This is a genomic window from Escherichia sp. KTE52 (assembly GCF_000408325.1).
Taxonomy (GTDB): Bacteria; Pseudomonadota; Gammaproteobacteria; order Enterobacterales; family Enterobacteriaceae; genus Escherichia; species Escherichia marmotae.
The window spans coordinates 691,484-710,597 of the sequence record NZ_KE138676.1; the positions used below are offsets into that span (position 1 = coordinate 691,484).

Consider the following 19,114-nt stretch of genomic DNA (forward strand, 5'->3'; position numbering starts at 1 on the left):
CAGGGAGGCTCTATGGCTGTGTTGCCAGATAAAGAAAAATTGCTGCGTAATTTTTTACGTTGCACCAACTGGGAAGAAAAATACCTCTACATTATTGAGCTGGGCCAGCGTCTGCCTGAATTACGTGACGAAGACAGAAGCCCGCAAAATAGCATTCAGGGCTGCCAGAGTCAGGTGTGGATTGTGATGCGTCAGAATGCGCAGGGAATTATTGAATTACAGGGCGACAGCGATGCCGCCATTGTGAAAGGGCTTATCGCGGTCGTCTTTATTCTCTACGACCAGATGACGCCGCAGGATATTATTAATTTTGACGTGCGTCCGTGGTTTGAAAAAATGGCGCTCACCCAACATCTCACCCCGTCTCGCTCACAAGGTCTGGAAGCGATGATTCGTGCAATTCGCGCCAAAGCCGCTGCACTTAGCTAAACTAAAAGAACAGCTTTCATCCGGATGACTCACATTGCCGGATGGTCGATGTTTACTCTGGCCAGCACAGGAGTGTTTTGGCTTCAGGTAAGCAAAAGCACCATCCGACGTCTCAGCGTGAGTCTCCGGCAAATACAGGAGGTTTACAATGAAACGCGCGTCTCTGCTTACACTGACTCTTATCGGTGCTTTTAGCGCCATCCACGCGGCCTGGGCGGTAGATTATCCGCTTCCACCAACCGGAAGCCGACTGGTTGGGCAGAATCAAACCTATACGGTTCAAGAGGGGGATAAAAACCTTCAGGCTATCGCACGACGTTTTGATACTGCGGCAATGTTGATCCTTGAAGCCAATAACACCATTGCACCAGTACCAAAACCTGGCACGATGATAACCATCCCTTCGCAATTGTTATTACCTGATGCGCCGCGTCAGGGAATTATTGTTAACCTTGCTGAGCTGCGACTTTATTATTATCCGCCGGGAGAAAATATCGTACAGGTCTACCCGATAGGAATTGGTTTGCAGGGACTGGAAACGCCGGTGATGGAAACACGGGTAGGGCAAAAAATCCCGAATCCTACCTGGACGCCAACTGCAGGTATTCGTCAACGCTCACTGGAGCGAGGCATCAAATTACCGCCAGTTGTACCCGCCGGGCCAAATAACCCACTAGGACGCTACGCACTGCGCCTGGCGCATGGTAATGGCGAGTATCTCATTCATGGCACCAGCGCGCCGGACAGCGTTGGTTTGCGCGTCAGTTCGGGCTGTATTCGTATGAATGCGCCGGATATTAAAGCGTTGTTCTCCAGCGTGAGAACGGGAACGCCGGTTAAAGTGATCAATGAGCCGGTGAAATACTCCGTAGAACCGAACGGAATGCGTTATGTGGAAGTGCATCGACCGCTATCGGCAGAGGAACAGCAGAACGTTCAGACGATGCCGTATAAACTGCCCGTTGGTTTTACACAATTCAAAGATAATAAGGCGGTAGATCAGACGCTAGTTGATAAAGCATTATATCGTCGGGCAGGGTATCCGGTTGCGGTGAGCAACGGAGCGACGCCCGCAGCCAGCAATGCGTCCGCAGTTGAGTCAGCGCAGAATGGCGAGCCTGAGCAGGGAAATATGTTACGCGCGACGCAATAGCAGTCATTAGCAGGCAAAAAAAATGGCGCACAATGTGCGCCATTTTTCACTTCACAGGTACTATTACTTGCGGTATTTAGTAGCCATGTTGTCCAGACGCTGGTTAGCACGAGCTGCGTCATCTTTAGCAGCCTGAACGTCGGAACGCATTGCGTTCACGTCGTTGCTCAGCTGGTCAACTTTAGCGTTCAGAGTCTGAACGTCAGAAGACAGCTGATCGATTTTAGCGTTGCTGGAGCAACCTGCCAGCAGAGTAGAACCCAGGATTACCGCGCCCAGTACCAGTTTAGTAGCTTTCATTATTAATACCCTCTAGATTGAGTTAATCTCCATGTAGCGTTACAAGTATTACACAAACTTTTTTATGTTGAGAATATTTTTTTGATGGGAAGGCACTTATTTTTGATCGTTCGCTCAAAGAAGCATCGAACGCTGGGTTTTAGATAAAAAAATTGAGAGAAAACAGGATGCTTCCATCGGATTCATCTTAGATAAAGTGAGATTATATAGTGAAATCCGATTTGATTTTTTATTGTTTCTGATTATCGATTAAATAAAAAAAGCGCCCATCAGGGCGCTTCGATATACAAATTAATTCACAAAAGCAATATTACAGGACGTGAACAGATGCAGTGTTGGTAGTGCCGCTCGGGACAAGTGCGCCAGAAACCATTACTACAACGTCGCCTTTGTGCGCCAGACCGCTCTGCAGAGCCAGTTCTTTACCCAGACGATAGAAATCATCAGTAGAGGTGATTTCTTTAACCAGTTGCGGTACAACGCCTTTGCTCAACACTAATTGATGTGCAGTTTTTTCATTAGTGGTCAGGGCCAGGATAGTTGCATCCGGGAAGTATTTACGCACTGCACGAGCAGATTTACCGCCCTGGGTTGCGACGACGATCAGCGGAGCATCCAGTTTTTCAGCCGTTTCAACCGCGCCACGGCAAACTGCTTCGGTAATGCGTAGTTTACGGTTATCGTTGTTGAACTCGAGACGGCTGTTCATCACGCGGTCAGTACGTTCGCAAATGGTTGCCATGATAGAAACAGCTTCCAGCGGGTATTTACCTTTTGCGGATTCACCAGACAGCATGACTGCGTCAGTACCGTCAAGGATGGCGTTCGCGACGTCACCGGCTTCTGCACGGGTAGGACGCGGGTTTTTGATCATAGAATCCAGCATCTGGGTCGCAGTAATAACGACTTTACGTGCACGGATACATTTTTCGATCATCATCTTCTGGGCGAAGATAACTTCTTCAACCGGGATTTCTACGCCCAGGTCACCACGTGCAACCATGATGCCGTCAGAGGCTTCGAGAATTTCGTCGAAGTTGTTGAGGCCTTCCTGGTTTTCGATTTTGGAGATGATTTGGATGTTTTCGCCACCGTGCGCTTTCAGATGTTCACGGATTTCGATAACGTCAGAACGCTTACGGATAAAGGAAGCTGCAACAAAGTCTACACCTTGTTCGCAACCGAAGATCAGATCCTGTTTGTCTTTTTCAGCCAGTGCCGGCAGGGCAATAGAAACGCCCGGCAGGTTCACACCTTTGTTTTCGCCGAGGTCACCGTTGTTCAGTACTTTACAGATAACTTTGTTACCTTCGATAGCGGTAACTTCCATACCGATCAGACCATCGTCAACCAGCACGGTGTTGCCGACGGACAGGTCGGTAGTGAAACCTTCATAAGTTACCGCAACCATTTCGCTGTTGCCGATAACAGATTTGTCAGTGGTGAAAGTAAAGGTCTGGCCTGCTTTCAGAGAAACGTCATTACCGCCTTCCAGTTTCATGGTGCGGATTTCCGGACCTTTGGTATCGAGCAGGATAGCGGCAGTTTTGCCGGTTTTGCTCATCACGTTGCGCAGATTCTGAATGCGCTGACCGTGTTCTGCATAGTCACCATGAGAGAAGTTCAGACGCATGACGTTCATGCCTGCGTCCAGCATTTTAGCTAACATCTCTTCAGATTCGGTTTTTGGTCCGATGGTGCAAACAATTTTGGTCTTTTTCATGACAGTCTTAGTCTTTAAGTTGAGAAGGATAGGAGAAACTTGCTTTCTGGGCGCACTGCCGGAAAGCGAATCCGGTATTACGAAAGTGATGATGCCTCGCTCTAAGGATAGGTGACATCGAAAAAGCGTGCAGAGGAATGTGTGCTTGTGTCTCAGCCCAACGTGAGTGCCTGTTTTTGAGTCGTTGAGTTCTACAGTCCAAAGTGCTGAAACCATTCAAGAGTCAATTGGCGCGCATTATACGCTGAATTTAATCCAAAAGGAAAACAAAAACAGCGTTTCAAAAAACAATCATCCATATTCACAATAAATTGTTATCAAAGATTTAACGTCCTCAGAAAGAGATTACGCAAAAACATCACTGTTTGCGCAACGTGAAAACGATAGCTGGAGAGAGAAGGTCTGTTGGCGTAAAGTCATACCATTCAACTGATACAATTAAAATAATTTATCGGGTTATTTGTTTGATTTTGTTTGTTTTTTGTTTAATTGATGAGATTGATATATGCTGATGACTGGCATGATAAATGGGTATGAATAATGGGCAACCGGACAAAAGATGACGAGCTGTACCGCGAAATGTGCAGAGTGGTAGGGAAGGTGGTTCTGGAGATGCGCGATTTGGGTCAGGAGCCAAAGCACATAGTCATCGCTGGTGTGTTGCGTACAGCATTAGCAAATAAACGTATTCAGCGTAGCGAATTAGAAAAGCAAGCGATGGAAACAGTTATTAACGCACTGGTGAAATAATTGTTCGGGGATGGAGTGCAATACTTCATCCTCTATTATTTTATTGCTCTATGAGGATTTGTTTTAAGAAAGGTATAAAAGGGAATTATCATAATTTCGATATGTATTTTAATTTATAGCGTATTGGCTGTAGTGCCTGTACTACGGCATGTCCGTGGATGATGGCCACCGTAAATACCAAAAGTAAAAAATAACCGAGTGGAAAGATATTACTGTGTGAGTCTTGCAAAGGAAAAATCATGGCTAATATTCTCGGTCCAGGTTGCAGCGCCGTGCTGGCATATCATGACGGCGAAAGAGTGCGCTTTGCCGTCGCCGTTGAAGGCGAAAATAATATTTGTGCCGGAGTTCGCTATCGTCTCAATGAGCAACATCAGTTTGTTGAGTGCTGATAACTTTACCTTTAATCAAACGTAAGACGCCGGCGTGAACGGGAAGCAGGCTTTGCGATGGCCTGTGCCATAGCCTTGCCAATTTCTGCACAAGCCGTAAGCCCCTGAACGAAAGGCTGGTCGTGCATCAGCCAGGGTAACGCGCCGAATGCCACGCGCCCCCGTAATTCTTCAGGCTGCTGTAACGAATAATCTTCACCAACATCAGGGATTTCCTCGCCTGTTTTCTGCAACTGTTCGCGCAGCCCAGGGAAAGGAATATCTTGTACTTTGAGTGGACGTTGACCCCGGGCATCAATAAAAACATCAAACGAGTAGCTGTTGTCTGCTGTTTTCAGAACGGTGTGCGTTTCGTTGGTTTCCATCTCGTAGTCCTCACCAAGGGCGAGAATATGAATGATCCCCGCCTCGCGCAAGGCCAGCAGGCGACGAATAGATTCTGAAGGGATTGCCGCATAATTATCGATAAAGACTCTGGCAAGTCCTTTACTGAATCGTTTATGGTCGTGTTCATTCAGATGCGGCACAATTTCCTGTACGGCTTCATGCAAACGCAGAATGGCATAACGCCAGGGGACAGTATGTTTTTCCCGTTTATTTTGCTCGACTTCGGCTAAGTTCTCTTCCGCCCAGCCGAAAGGATCATGTTGTTTACGCTCGGCAAACCAGGCTTGAGCAAAGGTATCTACATTGAGGCTCTCTAACGCTATACGTTGACTCCAGTCAGGATCGGCAGAACTAATTTCTTGTTGTATCAATTTGAATACCCGATCCAACAGACCGTCTGCACCTTTTTCTATTTCTCTATTTAAAGCCTGTTCTGTGACGATGCGTAATGGTTTGTAGGGGATAGGGCAATAGAAATCGGCTTCCGGCAAAATACCTGTACGGGACATCAACGTAATATGCAGATTTTCACTGTTACTATCGCGTTGAAAGCGAACGTGTTGATTATCTTCTTCAATAAACGAACCGTGCTGAATGGCAACCGCCATTGCTGCATCCAGTCCGCTCAAGGATGTGCCTATAATTCCGACGTTACAGGCATCAATTTTCGCTTCCAGTAATCCTGACCACGGGCTGGGGAAATACGTTCGGGTGACTTCTTCTTCATCAGGCCAGACGTGACCGGTAGCTATCAGCGCTAAATCAAACGTCTCTGTGAGTAGCTCCTGATTTGTGGCAAGAATGACACCGGAGTCTGTGACCTGCAGATCGGTCACCTGACATGATTCATACACGTTTATCTCAAAATTCAACTGTCGGGCTTGTTCAACTAATTGTAAAAAGCAATTGCGAAAATACTCACCCAGCAGAATACGCGGTAAAAACTGGCGATCGTGCAAGGTATCTTTTTTAACGCCGTAACGTTGCAGGTGACTGGCCTCTTGCCTTTGTAACCATTCCAGATAAGTACAATAAATCGGTGGTATTTCAATACTGGCAATATTTGCCAGCATAATTTTAGAATTTTCTTCATCGCTGTACGGCATACCGACACCGGCTTCGTCGGCCTGCTCGAAGATGGAAATAGAAAGCGGCGTTTGTTGTTGTAAAAGTGAGAAGAAAGTATAAATCCCTGTTGGTCCGGCACCCACAATGGCGATTTTTTTCATTGTTACTTACCTGTGTGCATTCTTTCTAATTTAGCGTTATCAGATAAGTTTGGTTGAAATCTATATAAAATGAGAAATTTCAGACAGGGATGAAAAGGGCGCTAACCGCCCTTCATTAAGATCTGTCAGGCGAGTTTTGCCTGATTGATGTGACTCAGTGGCTCATTGACATCGAAAACTTTGGCAATAACTTCATCGACACCGAGATTTTTCAGGCGAGCTGTATGTTTGTCCAGATAGGCAAGAGCGCTTTTTTCATCAGCAAAGAGATAGATGCCACCGGCTTCGTGGTTCTTTTCACTTTCCGTCCACACCTTCCACAGAAAACCGGGTTCCTGATTAATCGACTCGGCAAGCGGTTTAAGCTGTTCGGCCATATCATTGCCAAAGGGACCATTAAATGAAAAGTGAAGCTGTAACAAAGTCGCCATCGTTATTCTCCTTCTGATAACACATACGAAAATAGTGTAAATCTTTTAACGTATTGGATACAGAGAATAAATAAGGGAATAAAAATGAGGAGACCAGACTAAGAAAATCTGGTGCGTCCGAGTGGACTCGAACCACCGACCCCCACCATGTCAAGGTGGTGCTCTAACCAACTGAGCTACGGACGCAGGATGGTGCGTTCAATTGGACTCGAACCAACGACCCCCACCATGTCAAGGTGGTGCTCTAACCAACTGAGCTATGAACGCAACGTTGTAGGTGACAACGGGGACGAATATTAGCGGCAGAGTGGAAAGGTGGCAAGAGGTAAAACGTAATTTTCTGCACCATTTCGACCGTTTGCAGAGCTTTTAAGCAAATTGTCTATATTTTGTTGATTTTAAAGGGCGGTTTTTGTTCAGAGTCATATTTACATCTGACACAGTCAATGGCCTCGCGCATCAGGATGTAAACCGTGCCGTTTGCCTCCATATCAATTCTGGCGTGGATAAATCCTTCGTAGCCTTTACACTTAGGTGGTGATAAGGGCACACAGATGCAGCAAAGGAATAAATCATGGGATCTGATGAAAAAAATTTGATGAGCGACGGGAACGTGCAAATTGTTAAGACAGGCGAGGTCGTCGGTGCGACTCAACTTACGGATGGTGAGTTGATTATTGAGGCTGGCGGAAGGGCAGAAAACACCATAGTGACTGGTGCGGGCTGGCTGAAAGTGGAAGCAGGCGGGATCGCCAGGGGGGCACAGTACGGCAACAATGGCACGTTATCAGTCAGTGACGGGGCCATTGCCACAGATATTGTTCAGTCCGACGGTGGAGCAATTAGCCTTTCAACGTTCGCTACTGTTAATGGCCGCCATCCTGAAGGTGAATTTAGCGTTGATCAGGGCTATGCCTGCGGTTTGTTGCTGGAGAACGGCGGTAACTTGCGCGTACTGGAAGGTCATCGGGCAGAAAAAATCATTCTCGATCAGGCTGGTGGTTTGTTGGTTAACGGAACAACTTCATCTGTAATAGTGGATGAAGGCGGTGAATTGTTGGTTTACCCAGGTGGAGAAGCTTCCAACAGTATGATTAACCAGGGCGGTGTCTTTATGCTGGCGGGGAAAGCCAGCGATACGACACTTGTGGGCGGTGCCATGAATAATCTTGGTGGAGAAGACATCCACACCCTGGTTGAGAATAGCGCCGTTTATCGCCTGGGGACGGACGGTCTACAGCTCTACAGTTCCGGTAAGGCCAAAGATTTGGCGGTGAATACGGGAGGACGGGCTGAAATTCATGCGGGGACGGTGGAAAATGTGGTGGTGAAAGGTGGCACGATGATTGTCATGTCTCCCACCAGCGCGGACGATAAATTTGTAGTGGAAGAGGATTGTGCGCCAGTTGAACTGATGGGTAACGTCGCCGTACAAGAAAGTAGCTCTTTGATTATTGGTTATGGTGCCGATTTACAGCAGTCAACGGTTACGGTACAGCAGGGGGGCGTGTTAATCCTCGATGGTAGCACGGTGAAAGGTGACGGTATCACTTTTCGTATTGGAGAGTTAAAGTTTGACGGTGGAAAAGTGTGGCTGATCACGGCGGCAGCAACGCATGTACAACTGAAAGCGAAAAGCCTGCGCGGAGAAGGAACGATCTGCCTGCAAACCAGTGCGAAAGAGATTTCGCCTGACTCTATCAGTGTGAAAGGGGAAGTTAGCGGTGATATTCACGTTGAGATAACGGATGCCAGTCGGCAACCTGTCTGTAGCGCGCTTAAACTTCAGCCAGACGAAGACGGGATTGGCGCAACGCTCCGGCCTGCATGAAAACAAAGGCGCAACCCGCGAAGGTTGCGCCTTGTCTTTATTAACGAGCGGCTCGTTGCAGAATAATGGCTGACGGTAAACGTTGCAGAAAACGCATACGCAGCATCATCATAATGGCAGCAGAAGTCAGGCCGATAATAAAACCGATCCAGAAGCCTGCTGGCCCCATTGGTTCAACCACCAGATCGGTCAGAGCCAGAATGTAGCCGCTCGGCAAACCCAGCACCCAGTAAGCCGTAAAGGTGATATAGAAAATGGAACGCGTATCTTTATAACCACGCAAAATCCCACTGCCGATCACCTGTATGGAGTCAGAAATCTGATACACCGCTGCCAGTAACATTAAGTGAGCCGCCAGCGTCACAACCTCTGGGTTATCGTTATACAACAGGGCGATTTGCTCCCGCAGTGAAATCGTGAAAATTGCGGTCAGAGTCGCCATACAAACGCCAACCATAAGCCCTGTCCGTGCGGCTGTTTGTGCATCCAGCGTCGAACCCTGGCCCAGACGATAACCTACGCGGATGGTTACCGCTGCAGCCAGTGACATTGGAAGAACGAACATCAACGAACTGAAGTTCAGTGCAATCTGGTGGCCTGCCACATCGACAATACCGAGTGGGGATACCAACAGCGCCACCACAGCAAACAGCGTCACTTCAAAGAACAGCGCCAGCGCGATAGGAAGACCAAGTTGCACCAGGCGTTTCATGGCGGCTGGATCCGGTTTAGCGGTGCCTTTTTCGTTGCGGATATCGCGCATGGAGCGGGCACGTTTAATATAAGAAACCATAGCGAGGAACATCACCCAATACACAGCCGCAGTCGCCACACCACAGCCGACGCCACCGAGTTCTGGCATCCCAAAATGACCATAAATAAAGATATAGTTCACTGGAATGTTCACCAACAGGCCAATAAAACCCATCACCATCCCAGGTTTGGTTTTTGCCAGACCTTCACACTGGTTACGTGCGACCTGGAAGAATAGATAGCCCGGTGCGCCCCACAACAGTGCTCGCAGATAACCTACCGCTTTATCAGCGAGCGCCGGATCGATATTTTGCATGGAGCGGATGATATAACCCGCATTCCACAGTACCACCATAATGAGCACTGAAACGAAACCGGCAAGCCAGAAACCTTGTCGCACCTGGTGCGCAATGCGCTCACGGCGACCAGAACCATTTAATTGCGCGATAACCGGCGTTAATGCCAGTAGCAGTCCGTGGCCAAAGAGGATGGCCGGAAGCCAGATTGACGTACCGATAGCCACCGCTGCCATGTCGGTGGCACTATAGCCGCCCGCCATCACGGTATCGACAAAACCCATTGCGGTTTGGGCGATTTGCGCGAGAATCACCGGGATTGCTAATGCTAATAACAGACGCGCTTCACTGATATACTTCTGCACGTGAACACCTTTTATATTGTTGTTATATGAGAGACTAAAAAGCCGCCTGAATGGGCAGCAAAAAGAAGAAGCAGGGGAAATTCAGTCTATTGTAGCGAGGATTTATTAATTCTCCAGTGAAAAAATAACCATTCAGCCCCCTTTACTGGCAAGGGTGTTTCCCACCTGCTATTGTGCTGAACAGAATGCCTTAACTGATTTCAGGAGTTGTAAGTATGTTTACGGGGATAGTGCAGGGCACTGCAAAACTGGTGTCGATTGACGAGAAACCAAATTTTCGTACTCATGTGGTTGAGTTACCTGACTACATGCTTGATGGTCTGGAGACCGGTGCGTCTGTAGCACACAACGGTTGTTGCCTGACCGTGACGGAAATCAACGGTAACCATATCAGTTTTGACCTGATGAAAGAGACGTTACGCATTACCAATCTTGGCGATTTACAGGTTGGGGATTGGGTAAATGTAGAACGTGCGGCGAAATTCAGTGATGAAATAGGTGGGCATTTAATGTCGGGTCATATTATGACCACCGCCGAAGTCGCGAAAATATTAACCTCTGAAAATAATCGCCAGATCTGGTTTAAAGTGCAGGATAGTCAGTTGATGAAATATATCCTGTATAAAGGATTTATCGGAATCGACGGTATTAGCCTGACCGTAGGCGAAGTAACGTCGACCCGTTTCTGTGTGCATTTAATTCCGGAAACGCTGGAACGTACCACCCTCGGTAAGAAAAAACTCGGCGCGCGTGTCAATATCGAAATCGATCCACAAACTCAGGCAGTGGTAGATACGGTAGAACGTGTGCTGGCAATGCGTGAGCAGGCCTTGAGTCAATAAGATACTGAAGCCTGATTTGAAATGACATCGCCCCCAAAACGGGGGCGATGGAATGACATTTAGCGTGCAACCCGAAGACCGCTTTCGATCCCACGTGAGAACACCACTTGCCAGAGCTGAATATCGCGGGCGCGGAAAGCACCAGCGCAAGCATTCAGATAATAGGTAAACATCCGTTTAAAGCGCTCACTGTAGTTATCAGCAATTTCTGGCCATGCGGCGAGGAATCGCTCATACCAGGCCATTAACGTGGTGTCGTAATCGGCACCAAAGTTATGCCAGTCTTCCATCACGAAATGCGGTTCGCTGGAGCGAGCAATTTGCCGAACAGAGGGCAGACAACCGTTCGGAAAAATATATTTATTTATCCACGGGTCAACATTCAGGTCGGTTTTTTTCGAGCCGATAGTATGCAACAGGAAAATACCTTCCGGTTTCAGATTACGATCCACCACTTCGAAATAGGTATCGTAATTTTTCGGCCCGACATGTTCGAACATTCCAACCGAAACAATACGGTCAAACTGGTCGTTCAGGTCCCGGTAATCTTGCAGCAAGATGGTGACATCCAGACCTGCGCAGCGCTCCTGAGCCATTTTTTGCTGTTCGGCAGAAATCGTGACACCCACCACACTTACGTCATAATTAGACGCCATGTAATGTGCCAGACCGCCCCAACCACAGCCAATATCCAGTACGCGCATACCCGGTTTTAACTGCAATTTTTCACAGATCATTTTGAGCTTCGCTTGCTGGGCTGATTCCAGATTATCGGCATCTTTCCAGTAAGCGCAGGAGTATTGCATGAAGGGATCAAGCATGCGGCTAAACAAGTCATTACCGAGATCGTAATGCTCTTTGCCAACTATCCAGGCACGTTTTTTACTTTGTAGATTGAAAAGGCGTGCACCAGCAATGCGCAGTGTGTCTTTGAAATGATGGGGGAGTTGGTTTTCGAGACCTGCGCGCAAGACCTTGCTAAAAAACATATCCAGTCGGTCACATTCCCACCAACCATCCATATAACTTTCGCCTAACCCTAACGATCCTTCTTGCAGGACGCGTTTAAAAAAATCGGGGTTTTTAACACGAATATCTGCCGGAGCAGGGCCATTAATAGCAATGCCAGCACGGCTAAGTAATTCGTTGGCGATACGATACCAGTTGTCATCCGGTACACTGACTTCTTCTATACACGATGAACTCATAGTTTCTCCATCACTGGTCGGTGATCAGAACCTTAAAACAGCGTAGACGCTTTTTGGGCTTTGTGAGAAATCTCGCAGAAAAAACCGCGAGTCTATAATCCGACGTAGAACAGAGGGAAAGGAGGAACCCTTGCCGAAATGACCATCCATAGTAAACCGGGAACACTCCTGTCCCCGTAGAAACATAATATTTATCGTAATCTTAACAACTGAAAATTAGTATAGGCCGCTAATTTCAATCATACAACAAAATTTTGTTAGCGGCCTAAGTATAAAGATATCGATATATATCAATGCGATTCACTATGAGCGACTTCGGCATTGCTTTGATTCTGGCAGTCTCGTTCTTTACAACGTTGCATCATGTAACCCAGAGCGGCCAGCACCACAGTTGATAACATCACGCTAGTGGTGGTGAACAGAGGTGTGCTAACGCTGATAAGCCAGGAAACCACCAGGCTTGCGAGGAAGCACAGTCCCAGTTGCAGAGTGTTCTGCAAGGCTGCGGCGCGTCCGGTTGCATGTGGGAAGGGCCGCAACGCCTGTGCGACAACAATCGGGTAGATTGCGCCGTTGGCAATCGCCATCACACAGAATGGGACCAGAATTTCGACCAGTGAAACATGGCTAATGAATCCTGCCGCCCAGGTTGCCACGACGCTGACAGCAAACAGCATCAGTAGCCACGGCAACAACTGCTTACCTTGCCATTTCTGCAACGCGGCGCGACAGCCATAACCACCAATCAGAAACGCAATAGTTTGCGGGACATAACTTAAACCAATGACGGCCGGGCTGTAACCCATTTCGCTAAGGATGAACGGAGAACCGGTCAGCCAGGCAAAGAAACTGGCTGAACAGGCAGCATAAATCAGTACGTTTCCGCGATAGATTTTTGAACGCAGCAGATCGGTAAAGGTCAGACCATCCTGGCTATCATTACGTGCTTTAGTCGTGGGTTTAAGCCAGAAAATGGGCAGAATCAGTACTACGGTAATGGCAAACAGGGTGGCGAAAATCGCCTGCCAGGAAAAATGGACCAGCAGCCAGCTACCTAAAAGAGGAGCAAGCGCCGGAGACAGTCCCACTAACGGCATGATAGTGGCGAAAATACGATTCACTTTTTGTGAAGGGTAGTAGTCCGTCACCAACGCCTGCCAGATAACTGCCGCGGCGCAGACCCCCACAGCTTGCACGAACCGCAATACCAGCAGAGTGACGGCGTTTTCCACCCATAACATCCCCAGACTACCCAGAGCAAAAATTGTCAGGCCGATCAATAACACCGGTTTACGACCATATCGGTCGGAGAGCGGCCCCCACAAGAGCTGGGCTGCGGCAAAACCGGCAAGGAACAGACTAAGGCTGGCACTGACAGCAGACGCAGGCGTTTGCAGATCGGCCTGAATGGCGGCGAAAGCAGGCAGATACATATCGGTTGCCAGAAAACCGAGTACGCTCAAACCCGCCAGCCAGACTAAAAATCTTTTCCCAGGTTGCATGTATATTCTCTAAATTTCTCAATTAAACACCGTCGCAAAGTGTAGGGAGTGAAATTCGTGTTGTGAAACGGTAATATTTGATGACTGGTTTCAAAAATTTTGCAGGCAAACTATGTGGTCTGAGTATTCTCTCGAAGTGGTTGATGCGGTGGCGCGTAATGGTAGTTTTAGCGCCGCGGCCCAGGAGTTGCATCGCGTTCCTTCTGCGGTCAGCTATACCGTTCGTCAGTTGGAAGAGTGGCTGGCAGTGCCGCTTTTTGAAAGGCGTCATCGTGACGTGGAACTGACCGCTGCCGGGGCGTGGTTTCTCAAAGAAGGGCGCTCTGTTGTCAAAAAAATGCAGATCACTCGCCAGCAATGTCAGCAGATAGCGAACGGTTGGCGCGGTCAGTTAGCCATCGCGGTAGATAATATTGTCAGGCCAGAACGCACGCGGCAGATGATTGTTGATTTCTATCGCCATTTTGATGACGTCGAACTTCTGGTTTTTCAGGAGGTGTTTAACGGTGTCTGGGATGCGCTTTCCGACGGACGTGTGGAACTGGCGATTGGTGCGACACGGGCGATTCCGGTAGGTGGGCGTTACGCCTTCCGTGATATGGGAATGTTGAGCTGGAGTTGTGTTGTTGCCCGCCACCATCCGCTTGCGTCGATGAATGGGCCGTTCAGCGATGATACGTTGCGCAACTGGCCGTCACTGGTGCGCGAAGACACGTCACGGACGCTGCCCAAACGTATTACCTGGCTGCTCGATAACCAAAAGCGCCTGGTTGTCCCGGACTGGGAATCATCGGCAACCTGTATCTCGGCCGGGTTATGCATTGGCATGGTGCCGACCCATTTCGCTAAACCGTGGCTGAACGAGGGGAAGTGGGTAGCATTAGAACTGGAAAATCCATTCCCTGATTCGGCATGTTGTCTGACCTGGCAGCAGAATGATATGTCGCCTGCGTTAACCTGGCTGCTGGAGTATCTCGGTGATAGCGAGACGCTGAATAAGGAATGGCTGCGGGAGCCGGAAGAGACTCCCGCAACGGATGATTAACGACGATAGTCGCGGAACGGGCCGTCAGCCACGGAGCGGCGTTCAATAAGCCGCGGATGAACTTCAATTGACTGCGGTTCTTCGCGTTTGTTGACGATACGATCCAACAGCATGTTGAACGCCGTTTCGCCCAGCGAATCTTTTGGCTGATGGATAGTCGTCAGCGCCGGAGTAAAATAACGGGCGTTGCGCACGTTATCATAACCGATCAGCGAAATATCTTGCGGTACGCGCAGACCCATTTCATCAGCGGCGCAAAGTGCGCCCATAGCCATGATATCGCCGCCACAGAAGACAGCAGTAGGGCGGTGCGGTTGCGACAGGATTTGCTGCATGGCGCGATAACCCGATTCAGGCTCAAAGTCACCCTGCACAATCCAGTTTTCCGGCACCTTGATCATGGCTTCTTCCATCGCTTTCATAAAACCCGCCAGACGGCCAGCGCCGGTGTTGCGCTCCAGCGGACCAGGAATAACGCCAATTTCGCGATGACCGCGTTCAATCAGATAGCGCCCGGCCATGTAGCCGCCTTCAAAAGCGTTATCGATAACTGCATCGGTAAAGTCCGCTTTTGCTTCGCCCCAGTCCATCACCACCATCGGGATATGGCGATACTCTTCCAGCATCGCCAGCAATGGTTCCGGATACTCAGAACACATGACCAGCAGGCCATCGACGCGTTTTTGCGCCATCATCGACAGATAGGCCCGCTGTTTCTCAAGATTGTTCCACGCATTGCCCAGAATCAGTGTGTAGCCTTTCTGGAAGCAATTTTTTTCTACCGCTTCAATGATCTCGGCAAAATAGGCCGCTTCGCTGCTGGTCGCCAGCAAACCGATAGACTTGGTGTGGTTAACCTTCAGGCTACGCGCCACCGCGCTAGGAGAGTAGTGTAATTCTTTAATCGCTGCCCACACAGCGTTACGAGTCTCTTCCGCGACAAAACGCGTTTTGTTTATAACGTGTGACACAGTTGTAGTGGAAACGTTTGCTCGTTTCGCTACATCTTTTATTGTTGCCATTCCATTTCACTCCAGACCCTAACTTCAGCTCCTGCAAAATCGCAAGGTAAACGTTTGCCTTTACACACCTTACGCACAACGAAAGTGTTGCGGTACGCCGGAAAAATGACACGGAGCGTCAGGAAGGGGTCAATGGCCAGTACGCAAATAGTGTAAGCGTGGAATTTTGGCCGATCTTGATGAAAAGGGGAAGTAGTAAAAACACTTATCATTATAAATGCCGGGAGATTTTTTCATCACACTGTGTAAAAATGAGTAATATCATTTTTTGTGTGGTAATAAAAAAGGAGAAAACTTGATGAGCACCGACCTTAAATTTTCATTGGTAACAACCATTATCGTTCTTGGTTTGATCGTGGCAGTGGGTTTGACTGCCGCGCTGCACTGATTTCCCCTCGAGGGAGCGCGTTCTCCCTCGCATCTCTCTCCTCTTTGTTAGCAAAATGGCAAAAGTGTTTTCTCTTTTTGTTATTTTCATTCTTTTGTGATTGATGTCATGCTTTCGCCACTTTGATGAACATCGCGTGATGACGCGAAGAGGTGGAGATTAGGCATGAAAATTAACTATCCGTTGCTGGCGCTGGCGATTGGCGCGTTTGGTATCGGGACAACGGAGTTCTCGCCAATGGGCCTGTTGCCCGTCATTGCGCGCGGTGTGGATGTCTCGATCCCTGCTGCCGGAATGTTAATCAGTGCCTACGCGGTTGGTGTGATGGTTGGCGCGCCGCTGATGACATTATTACTTTCTCATCGTGCCCGCCGCAGCGCGCTGATTTTCCTGATGGCGATTTTTACCCTTGGTAATGTACTTTCTGCCATTGCCCCGGATTACATGACACTGCTGCTTTCACGTATTTTGACCAGTCTGAATCACGGTGCATTTTTTGGCCTGGGGTCAGTTGTGGCCGCAAGCGTTGTGCCAAAACATAAACAGGCCAGCGCAGTTGCGACCATGTTTATGGGCTTAACTTTGGCGAATATCGGCGGTGTTCCGGCGGCGACCTGGCTGGGTGAAACTATTGGCTGGCGAATGTCGTTCCTGGCAACGGCGGGGTTGGGCGTGATTTCGATGATTAGCCTGTACTTCTCTTTACCGAAAGGTGGCGCAGGGGCGCGACCAGAAGTGAAAAAAGAGCTGGCGGTGCTGCTGCGTCCGCAGGTGTTATCGGCTTTACTGACGACGGTGTTGGGGGCTGGCGCAATGTTTACGCTCTACACTTATATTTCTCCGGTGCTGCAAAGTATCACCCACGCGACGCCGGTGTTTGTTACAGCCATGCTGGTGCTGATTGGTGTCGGATTCTCTATCGGTAACTATCTCGGCGGTAAACTGGCAGATCGTTCGGTCAACGGCACGCTGAAGGGATTTTTGTTGTTGCTGATGGTGATTATGCTGGCAATCCCGTTCCTGGCCCGTAATGAGTTCGGTGCGGCAATCAGCATGGTAGTGTGGGGCGCGGCAACCTTTGCGGTCGTACCGCCCTTGCAGATGCGAGTGATGCGAGTCGCCAGCGAAGCGCCGGGTCTGTCATCATCGGTGAATATTGGTGCCTTTAACCTTGGAAATGCATTGGGAGCGGCTGCTGGTGGTGCGGTGATTTCCGGTGGTCTGGGGTACAGTTTTGTGCCGGTGATGGGGGCGATTGTCGCGGGACTGGCATTATTGTTGGTGTTTATGTCAGCCAGAAAACAACCTGAAGCAGTTTGCGTTGCCAACAGCTAATAAAACAAAAACGCAGAAGGATAACCTTCTGCGTTACAGTTTGCAGGCAAAGTGCGATTTATCTTGCCAGATGTGGTGTTAACGCCTCATCCGCGTAGGTCTGATAAGCGTAACGCATCAGGCAATGTTGCATTTGCCATCAGTTATTATGCAGCGAGATTTTTCGCCACGAACTCCCAGTTCACCAGCGCCCAGAAGTGTTCCAGGTAGCCAGGACGCGCATTGCGATAGTCGATGTAGTAAGCGTGTTCCCAGACATCAACGGTCAGCAGCGGGGTCGCATCGGTGGTCAGCGGAGTACCGGCATTAGAAGTAGAAACGATAGCCAGTTTGCCATCGCTGTTTTTCACCAGCCAGGTCCAGCCAGAACCAAAGTTTTTGATCGCAGCATCAGTAAACTGCGCTTTAAAATCGGCAAAGCTACCAAAAGAAGCGGCGATAGCGTCAGCCAGTTCACCAGTCGGTTCGCCACCGGCGTTCGGTGCCAGGCAGTTCCAGTAGAAAGTATGGTTCCAGACCTGAGCAGCGTTGTTGAATACGCCACCTTCAGAGCTACGAATAATCTCTTCCAGTGATTTACCTTCAAACGCAGTACCTTTGATCAGGTTGTTCAGGTTAGTGACATAAGTTTGATGATGTTTGCCGTAGTGATACTCGATAGTTTCCGCAGAAATGTGCGGTGCCAGAGCATCTTTAGCATATGGTAGTGCAGGTAATTCAAATGACATTGCTACTCTCCTTTATTATTAATTGGCATACGTACAATAGCCTTATTGTGCGTGAGGATAGGGTAGCAAAATAAAAGGTGAGACAAAAGATGAACTTACCCTGTTGCTGTAACAACAGGGTAAAGTTTTAGCGAAGTGTTTTTGGGGTCATTACCCGACGAGCACCTACATAGTGGCGCTGCCAGTAATCTTCGCTTAAAGAAGTGATTTTAATTTCCTGTCCACTGCGCGGAGACTGAATAAATTTGCCGTTGCCAACATACACGCCAACGTGATCGGCGGTTCCGCGACCCTGAGTGCGGAAGAAGACCAGGTCGCCATTTTTCAATTCACTGCGATCGATCGGTGCGGCGTCACGCAGGTGATACATTTCGTTAGCTGTACGTGGAATACGGATCTTCACCAGATCTTTATAGGCGTAATAAACCAGCCCGCTACAATCGAAACCGGTACGCGGTGAGCTGCCGCCCCAGCGATATGGCTTGCCAATTTGTTGCATCAGTTTATTCATTGCCACGGTAGTGGCTTTCTGTACTTTGGCTTTATGTGCGTCAGCGAGGGTTCCTGGTGCGGCATTTTTAACTTTCACGCAATGTGTTTTATAACCCTTACGTTTAGTGCACTTTTCCGTAAAGCTGGCTGCCGCTGTTTTATTCACAACTTGTTTGCTGCGGTTTTTGGCGTTTTTAGAAGCGGTAATGGAGGATTTTTTTACGGAAGAAGCAGTTTTACTTTTAGTGGTACTTTTACTGGCGGCTTTTTTCGCTGTTTTCTGGCTGGCTTTATTGGTCTTTTTGGTGGTTGCCGTGCTTTTCTTTTTATCTGCTTTTTTGGTGATGTGAGTAGTAGCAGAACTCTCCCTGGCTTGCTTTGAAGCATGGGCCATAGGCGTTAAAGGCAGGGTGGTAAAAAGTAAAGCACAGAGCGTGATCGAAATACGGTTTATCCGCGCCACTGAGCGTCCCTCTGTTAAGGCAGGTCTATCATGCCTGCGTCTGATTTACA

The 19,114-nt window shown here is 48.7% G+C and carries 19 protein-coding genes, 2 tRNA genes and 2 pseudogenes; 10 read left to right on the forward strand and 13 right to left on the reverse strand.

Annotation, left to right across the window (positions count from 1 at the left end):
• Nucleotides 1–12 precede the first annotated feature (12 nt).
• A complete protein-coding gene (gene sufE, locus A1SC_RS17770; protein ID WP_001516323.1) occupies nucleotides 13–429 on the forward strand; it encodes a cysteine desulfuration protein SufE in 417 nt (138 codons plus the stop codon).
• A 148-nt stretch (nucleotides 430–577) separates the two neighbouring features.
• Nucleotides 578–1,582 (forward strand): L,D-transpeptidase LdtE, encoded by a 1,005-nt coding sequence (ldtE, locus tag A1SC_RS17765; RefSeq protein WP_000817073.1) that lies wholly within the window; start codon nucleotides 578–580, stop codon nucleotides 1,580–1,582.
• Nucleotides 1,583–1,645: 63 nt separating this feature from the next.
• On the opposite strand, the gene lpp is transcribed toward ldtE, so the two are convergent.
• The 3 genes from lpp to A1SC_RS25725 all read right to left on the reverse strand — a co-directional run bounded on the left by lpp (nucleotide 1,646) and on the right by A1SC_RS25725 (nucleotide 3,807).
• On the reverse strand, nucleotides 1,646–1,882 hold the full coding sequence (gene lpp, locus A1SC_RS17760) for a murein lipoprotein Lpp (RefSeq protein ID WP_000648420.1): 237 nt from the start codon (nucleotides 1,880–1,882) through the stop codon (nucleotides 1,646–1,648).
• A gap of 310 nt (nucleotides 1,883–2,192) precedes the next feature.
• A complete protein-coding gene (gene pykF, locus A1SC_RS17755; protein ID WP_000751442.1) occupies nucleotides 2,193–3,605 on the reverse strand; it encodes a pyruvate kinase PykF in 1,413 nt (470 codons plus the stop codon).
• Nucleotides 3,606–3,612: 7 nt separating this feature from the next.
• Nucleotides 3,613–3,807 (reverse strand): protein YnhH, encoded by a 195-nt coding sequence (locus tag A1SC_RS25725; RefSeq protein WP_242664678.1) that lies wholly within the window; start codon nucleotides 3,805–3,807, stop codon nucleotides 3,613–3,615.
• A gap of 338 nt (nucleotides 3,808–4,145) precedes the next feature.
• On the opposite strand from A1SC_RS25725, the gene fumD reads away from it, so the two are divergent.
• From fumD to A1SC_RS25400, 3 genes and pseudogenes are all read left to right on the forward strand, one after another.
• Nucleotides 4,146–4,355, forward strand: coding sequence for a fumarate hydratase FumD (gene fumD, locus A1SC_RS17750; protein WP_000528337.1), 210 nt, complete (start codon nucleotides 4,146–4,148; stop codon nucleotides 4,353–4,355).
• Between the two features lie 122 nt (nucleotides 4,356–4,477).
• A pseudogene (locus tag A1SC_RS25730) lies at nucleotides 4,478–4,546 on the forward strand (hypothetical protein); the annotation flags it as partial.
• A 54-nt stretch (nucleotides 4,547–4,600) separates the two neighbouring features.
• Nucleotides 4,601–4,747: pseudogene (locus A1SC_RS25400) on the forward strand (hypothetical protein); the annotation flags it as partial.
• An 11-nt stretch (nucleotides 4,748–4,758) separates the two neighbouring features.
• On the opposite strand, the gene A1SC_RS17745 reads toward A1SC_RS25400, so the two are convergent.
• From A1SC_RS17745 to A1SC_RS17730, 4 genes are all read right to left on the reverse strand, one after another.
• Entirely contained in the window at nucleotides 4,759–6,363 is a 1,605-nt protein-coding gene (locus tag A1SC_RS17745) for an FAD-NAD(P)-binding protein (RefSeq protein ID WP_016261986.1), read from the reverse strand.
• 125 nt (nucleotides 6,364–6,488) lie between these two features.
• The gene (locus A1SC_RS17740) at nucleotides 6,489–6,794 is read right to left on the reverse strand and encodes a monooxygenase (RefSeq protein WP_016261987.1); all 306 of its coding nucleotides are present in this window, start codon (nucleotides 6,792–6,794) and stop codon (nucleotides 6,489–6,491) included.
• Between the two features lie 109 nt (nucleotides 6,795–6,903).
• Nucleotides 6,904–6,980, reverse strand: a tRNA-Val gene (locus A1SC_RS17735).
• A 4-nt stretch (nucleotides 6,981–6,984) separates the two neighbouring features.
• Nucleotides 6,985–7,061 (reverse strand) — tRNA-Val (locus A1SC_RS17730).
• Between the two features lie 307 nt (nucleotides 7,062–7,368).
• Here A1SC_RS17730 and A1SC_RS17725 point away from each other — a divergent pair.
• Nucleotides 7,369–8,625 carry an AIDA repeat-containing protein gene (locus A1SC_RS17725; RefSeq protein ID WP_016261988.1) on the forward strand — a complete coding sequence of 419 codons (1,257 nt, stop codon included), beginning with the start codon at nucleotides 7,369–7,371 and terminating at the stop codon, nucleotides 8,623–8,625.
• Between the two features lie 40 nt (nucleotides 8,626–8,665).
• Here A1SC_RS17725 and mdtK read toward each other — a convergent pair whose 3' ends face one another.
• Nucleotides 8,666–10,039 (reverse strand): multidrug efflux MATE transporter MdtK, encoded by a 1,374-nt coding sequence (mdtK, locus tag A1SC_RS17720; protein WP_001174974.1) that lies wholly within the window; start codon nucleotides 10,037–10,039, stop codon nucleotides 8,666–8,668.
• 215 nt (nucleotides 10,040–10,254) lie between these two features.
• Between mdtK and A1SC_RS17715 the strand changes: the two genes are divergently transcribed.
• Nucleotides 10,255–10,881 carry a riboflavin synthase gene (locus A1SC_RS17715; protein ID WP_016261989.1) on the forward strand — a complete coding sequence of 209 codons (627 nt, stop codon included), beginning with the start codon at nucleotides 10,255–10,257 and terminating at the stop codon, nucleotides 10,879–10,881.
• 59 nt (nucleotides 10,882–10,940) lie between these two features.
• Here A1SC_RS17715 and cfa read toward each other — a convergent pair whose 3' ends face one another.
• Together cfa and punC are read right to left on the reverse strand one after the other, a co-directional pair.
• Nucleotides 10,941–12,089 carry a cyclopropane fatty acyl phospholipid synthase gene (gene cfa, locus A1SC_RS17710; protein ID WP_000098885.1) on the reverse strand — a complete coding sequence of 383 codons (1,149 nt, stop codon included), beginning with the start codon at nucleotides 12,087–12,089 and terminating at the stop codon, nucleotides 10,941–10,943.
• 290 nt (nucleotides 12,090–12,379) lie between these two features.
• On the reverse strand, nucleotides 12,380–13,591 hold the full coding sequence (gene punC, locus A1SC_RS17705; protein ID WP_016261990.1) for a purine nucleoside transporter PunC: 1,212 nt from the start codon (nucleotides 13,589–13,591) through the stop codon (nucleotides 12,380–12,382).
• A gap of 112 nt (nucleotides 13,592–13,703) precedes the next feature.
• Here punC and punR point away from each other — a divergent pair, with 112 nt between their 5' ends.
• Complete coding sequence (gene punR, locus A1SC_RS17700; protein WP_000269487.1) at nucleotides 13,704–14,636, forward strand: DNA-binding transcriptional activator PunR; 933 nt, start codon at nucleotides 13,704–13,706, stop codon at nucleotides 14,634–14,636.
• On the opposite strand, the gene purR is transcribed toward punR, so the two are convergent.
• A complete protein-coding gene (gene purR, locus A1SC_RS17695) occupies nucleotides 14,633–15,658 on the reverse strand; it encodes an HTH-type transcriptional repressor PurR (RefSeq protein ID WP_000190977.1) in 1,026 nt (341 codons plus the stop codon). The genes punR and purR overlap by 4 nt on opposite strands.
• Nucleotides 15,659–15,956: 298 nt before the next feature.
• On the opposite strand from purR, the gene cydH reads away from it, so the two are divergent.
• On the forward strand, nucleotides 15,957–16,046 hold the full coding sequence (gene cydH, locus A1SC_RS17690; RefSeq protein WP_000102278.1) for a cytochrome bd-I accessory subunit CydH: 90 nt from the start codon (nucleotides 15,957–15,959) through the stop codon (nucleotides 16,044–16,046).
• 165 nt (nucleotides 16,047–16,211) lie between these two features.
• Nucleotides 16,212–17,381 carry an MFS transporter gene (locus A1SC_RS17685; RefSeq protein ID WP_000701022.1) on the forward strand — a complete coding sequence of 390 codons (1,170 nt, stop codon included), beginning with the start codon at nucleotides 16,212–16,214 and terminating at the stop codon, nucleotides 17,379–17,381.
• 146 nt (nucleotides 17,382–17,527) lie between these two features.
• Here A1SC_RS17685 and sodB read toward each other — a convergent pair whose 3' ends face one another.
• Together sodB and mepH are read right to left on the reverse strand one after the other, a co-directional pair.
• On the reverse strand, nucleotides 17,528–18,109 hold the full coding sequence (sodB, locus tag A1SC_RS17680; RefSeq protein WP_000007276.1) for a superoxide dismutase [Fe]: 582 nt from the start codon (nucleotides 18,107–18,109) through the stop codon (nucleotides 17,528–17,530).
• A gap of 127 nt (nucleotides 18,110–18,236) precedes the next feature.
• Nucleotides 18,237–19,064 (reverse strand): peptidoglycan DD-endopeptidase MepH, encoded by an 828-nt coding sequence (gene mepH, locus A1SC_RS17675; protein ID WP_001516328.1) that lies wholly within the window; start codon nucleotides 19,062–19,064, stop codon nucleotides 18,237–18,239.
• Between the last annotated feature and the right edge of the window lie 50 nt (nucleotides 19,065–19,114).

Bases quoted from the DNA above. Each gene is read 5' to 3' on its own strand.
- A1SC_RS17685 (WP_000701022.1), top strand. From the start codon at position 16,212: ATGAAAATTAACTATCCGTTGCTGGCGCTGGCGATTGGCGCGTTTGGT.
- A1SC_RS17715 (WP_016261989.1), top strand. From the start codon at position 10,255: ATGTTTACGGGGATAGTGCAGGGCACTGCAAAACTGGTGTCGATTGAC.
- cfa (WP_000098885.1), bottom strand. From the start codon at position 12,089: ATGAGTTCATCGTGTATAGAAGAAGTCAGTGTACCGGATGACAACTGG.
- pykF (WP_000751442.1), bottom strand. From the start codon at position 3,605: ATGAAAAAGACCAAAATTGTTTGCACCATCGGACCAAAAACCGAATCT.
- cydH (WP_000102278.1), top strand. From the start codon at position 15,957: ATGAGCACCGACCTTAAATTTTCATTGGTAACAACCATTATCGTTCTT.
- punC (WP_016261990.1), bottom strand. From the start codon at position 13,591: ATGCAACCTGGGAAAAGATTTTTAGTCTGGCTGGCGGGTTTGAGCGTA.
- A1SC_RS17740 (WP_016261987.1), bottom strand. From the start codon at position 6,794: ATGGCGACTTTGTTACAGCTTCACTTTTCATTTAATGGTCCCTTTGGC.
- lpp (WP_000648420.1), bottom strand. From the start codon at position 1,882: ATGAAAGCTACTAAACTGGTACTGGGCGCGGTAATCCTGGGTTCTACT.
- sodB (WP_000007276.1), bottom strand. From the start codon at position 18,109: ATGTCATTTGAATTACCTGCACTACCATATGCTAAAGATGCTCTGGCA.
- ldtE (WP_000817073.1), top strand. From the start codon at position 578: ATGAAACGCGCGTCTCTGCTTACACTGACTCTTATCGGTGCTTTTAGC.
- sufE (WP_001516323.1), top strand. From the start codon at position 13: ATGGCTGTGTTGCCAGATAAAGAAAAATTGCTGCGTAATTTTTTACGT.
- A1SC_RS17745 (WP_016261986.1), bottom strand. From the start codon at position 6,363: ATGAAAAAAATCGCCATTGTGGGTGCCGGACCAACAGGGATTTATACT.
- purR (WP_000190977.1), bottom strand. From the start codon at position 15,658: ATGGCAACAATAAAAGATGTAGCGAAACGAGCAAACGTTTCCACTACA.
- A1SC_RS17725 (WP_016261988.1), top strand. From the start codon at position 7,369: ATGGGATCTGATGAAAAAAATTTGATGAGCGACGGGAACGTGCAAATT.
- punR (WP_000269487.1), top strand. From the start codon at position 13,704: ATGTGGTCTGAGTATTCTCTCGAAGTGGTTGATGCGGTGGCGCGTAAT.
- fumD (WP_000528337.1), top strand. From the start codon at position 4,146: ATGGGCAACCGGACAAAAGATGACGAGCTGTACCGCGAAATGTGCAGA.